Genomic DNA, 3050 nt, shown 5'->3' with positions numbered 1-3050 from the left:
AGGGCGATTCTTACCGTATGGAGGAGAAGAAAAAAGCGGGAATTTTCCCGCTGCCTCACACGGTTAAAACAGAAAAGTGAGGAATTTTATTCCGATATTTTTGGGGAATTTTAAGCCGATATTGACAACTACTTCACCTTTATCGTTAATTGTGTAGTATTCTAATGTAGCGTTAGCTGCTTTAAACGCTGCACCTTCAGGAGTCTTAACAGTAAATTTAGAATCTAATGTCGATGGAATGAACGCATTACCATCTTGATCTTTGAACGTAATAGGTTTTACGTGCTTAGTTTCTGCATCGCCAGCAATCACAGCACCTGTTTCAGTAACGTTTCCACCTAATTCAATTTTATCAATTGAAGAAGCTGCACTTACTTTCACAGAAATTGAAGCTGTTTTAGAGCCAACGTATGCAACGATTTCTTGTGTACCTACTGCTGCATTAGCTTTAAATGCTAAGCCAGTTACTACATCATTAGATGAAGCATCTTTATATTCACCTTTAGCATCTGTTGTTTGAGCTGTAACTGCATCAGTTGCGTCTGGTAAGAATTTTAATGCCTCAGATTTAACTGCAATTGTTTCACCTTTAGCATTTTTGAAAGTAATTGCTTCATATACCTGATTACCAGTACGGTATTCAACAGAAGCTGCTGTTTCAATTGTTGCTACAGTAGCATCAATTTTTGAAGTAACATCGAAAGTTACTGGTGTAACTTCTTTATCAGAAGAAGTTAATGTTACATTATATTTAGCACCTGCTGCATAGTCACCAGCTTTTTCAGCTGCTGTTTGTGCAGTACGGTTTGATTTAACTGTGAAGCCAGTTAAGTAACCTGATGCATCTACTACTTTTTCAACTGTTACGTCAGTTGCAGCGAAACCTTCACCTGTTGGAGCTTTAACTTCTACAGTGATATCATCCGCTTTTACTGGTACAGTAGCACCGTTAGCGTTAGCGAATTTAACTACTGCTAAGTCTTTTTTGTTTTCAGTTGGATCAACTAATACTGAAGATTGATCTTTATTTGTTACTGTTACTGCTTCAGCAGTAATTGTAGCTAATTTACCTTTACCTACAGTTACTTCAAATGATTTTGAAGCTTTACCATCTGGAGTATAAGCAGTAATTGTAGCTGTACCTTCTTTTAAAGCTCTGAATGTTGCATCAGTACCGATTGCAACGTCAGCGAAAGTAGCACCATCTGTTGCGCCAATTTTGATAATTGAAGCATCACTTACTACCCAACGTAAATTTGAAGAAGTGTTTGTATACGCTTCGCTAAATTGGTCTAATACAGAAGCTTTTAAAGCAAATGTATCGCCAGCTTTTAAATCTTCTAAATCAGAAGCTTCAGTTGCTTCGATTTTAGAAATTGAAGCAGGTACTTTACCTTGGTAAGCTGCTACTGTATATTCTTGAGTAGCTGAGTAAGTTTTTTCGCCTACTTTGTTTGATACAGTAACAGTGATAACTTCGCCTTCAGCTAATGTTTCATTGATTGTTACTGTAGTTCCTGTAATAGTAGCTTTTAATGGGAATGATCCACGTTTAACTTCTACTTTAAAGTCTGTAGCTGTTGAAGCTACCGTTACTTCTTCACCATATTGGTTTAAAGCTTTAATATTTACAGTCTGAGTGTTGTTTTCTTCTAAGACACCGTTAGCATCTTTTCCATCAGCAGCAATACCAGATGTTACAAATACAAAATCAGCTACGTAAGCATCTGCTACTTTAGCTACAAATGTTGTTTCAGTTAATGTTGCCCAGTCAGCTGCTACTGTGTATTCTACTGCGTCTGTTAATTTTTCGTCTTCAGCTAAATCAAATTTAGCTTCTGAACCGTCAAATGAACCTGCAACATACGTACCTGTGAATGATTCTTCACCTGCTGTTACAGTGATTGTTTTACCAACTAAGTCTTCTTCAGTAACTTCTGTAGTTTCTGGTAATGTTACTGATACTTGTGTAGCGTTATTCGCCTAAAGCTAACGAGAAATTTATAAACTTATTAAACGAATGATACCAACAAATTTAGGCATTGCTTGTTGTTAAAAAAGTTATTCAATACAAAATCACTAGTAAATGTTCCAATATGTAGGAGTTCAATACATAATCAAAAATAGCTGTTCAATTGCTTAATCTATAATTACATTACTTTCATTTGATCACTAAGTGATTTATGCCCTATATAATAGGAAGAAACTCATGACACTTTTACATATCATTGTGTAAAAAAAATTTACTTATAGACCTTCAAATTCTATTCCAATAACTGTGTACCGCTATACCACTAGTACCGATATTATACATGCTAGATCAAAAAGTGATCGCCAACTAAGGGCGATCACACATTTACCATTAAGAAAAATTCACTTCATTGACAAGGTAATCCCAAACTTGAATGATGTGATTTTCAGGAAATATTTTCTTTTTACGCTCGTTCCACCCTTGAACCGATTGCACCACAAAATATTTGTCATTTGCTTTTGAAGGCTGTTCTTTCAAAATCCATCCAACGGTTGATAATAACTCTAAATCATAAGGTGTTTCAAAACCATACATTAAATCAGCTACCCGCTGTAAATTGTTTAATGCTTCCCCATCATGACTTAAGAAATTCTCAGCCTCTTCTGCTGCACCGTCTAGTAAATAAATTTCAGCCCCTTGGGTTCGATCGCCATAACCTCTGATGTAATGACCTTCAAGTGCTTGAAGTACATGGTTTAAATTTTCTGCATAAGGACCATAGTGATGCTTTTCAAAATGAAGCCTATTCAAAGCGCCTATTTCATACAAAAAGTAAGCAATTTTTTGTACTTCTAGCAATGACATGCGATAACCTGGACCAGCATAACGAGACATAGCAGCTAATAATTGAGCTCTTCCTAGTGTCATTTTAGGCTTTTTTGTACGCACAAGCATTTCTTCTAGTGGTGGTGCACCTGCTGGCTCATATAAATGAACTGTTACATCTAAGGTTTGGAATGCCTCTACTATCATTGGTCTTACTTGACGCCAGTCTAACCCACCATTTCCACAACCCAAA

At 36.3% G+C, this 3050-nt stretch carries 4 protein-coding genes; 3 read left to right on the top strand and 1 reads right to left on the bottom strand.

The annotated features are described in order from the left end of the window. Positions 1 to 262 precede the first annotated feature (262 nt). From DDE80_RS14025 to DDE80_RS15090, 3 genes are all read left to right on the top strand, one after another. Positions 263 to 520: a hypothetical protein gene (locus DDE80_RS14025; RefSeq protein WP_108308546.1), complete on the top strand. Its 258-nt coding sequence runs from the start codon at positions 263 to 265 to the stop codon at positions 518 to 520. 699 nt (positions 521 to 1219) lie between these two features. After that, a complete protein-coding gene (locus tag DDE80_RS14020; RefSeq protein ID WP_108308544.1) occupies positions 1220 to 1402 on the top strand; it encodes a hypothetical protein in 183 nt (60 codons plus the stop codon). Positions 1403 to 1783: 381 nt separating this feature from the next. Continuing rightward, positions 1784 to 1987, top strand: coding sequence for a hypothetical protein (locus tag DDE80_RS15090; protein WP_153060925.1), 204 nt, complete (start codon positions 1784 to 1786; stop codon positions 1985 to 1987). 375 nt (positions 1988 to 2362) lie between these two features. Here DDE80_RS15090 and DDE80_RS15215 read toward each other — a convergent pair. Further along, positions 2363 to 3050, bottom strand: a 688-nt coding sequence (locus DDE80_RS15215; protein ID WP_108308543.1) for a macro domain-containing protein, incomplete at its 5' end; no start/stop codon positions are given.

The organism is Metalysinibacillus jejuensis, from assembly GCF_003057615.1.
In the GTDB taxonomy this organism is placed as follows: domain Bacteria; phylum Bacillota; class Bacilli; order Bacillales_A; family Planococcaceae; genus Metalysinibacillus; species Metalysinibacillus jejuensis.
The sequence above is the reverse complement of the archived record's forward strand: the minus strand, read 5'-3'. Positions and strand labels throughout refer to the sequence as shown.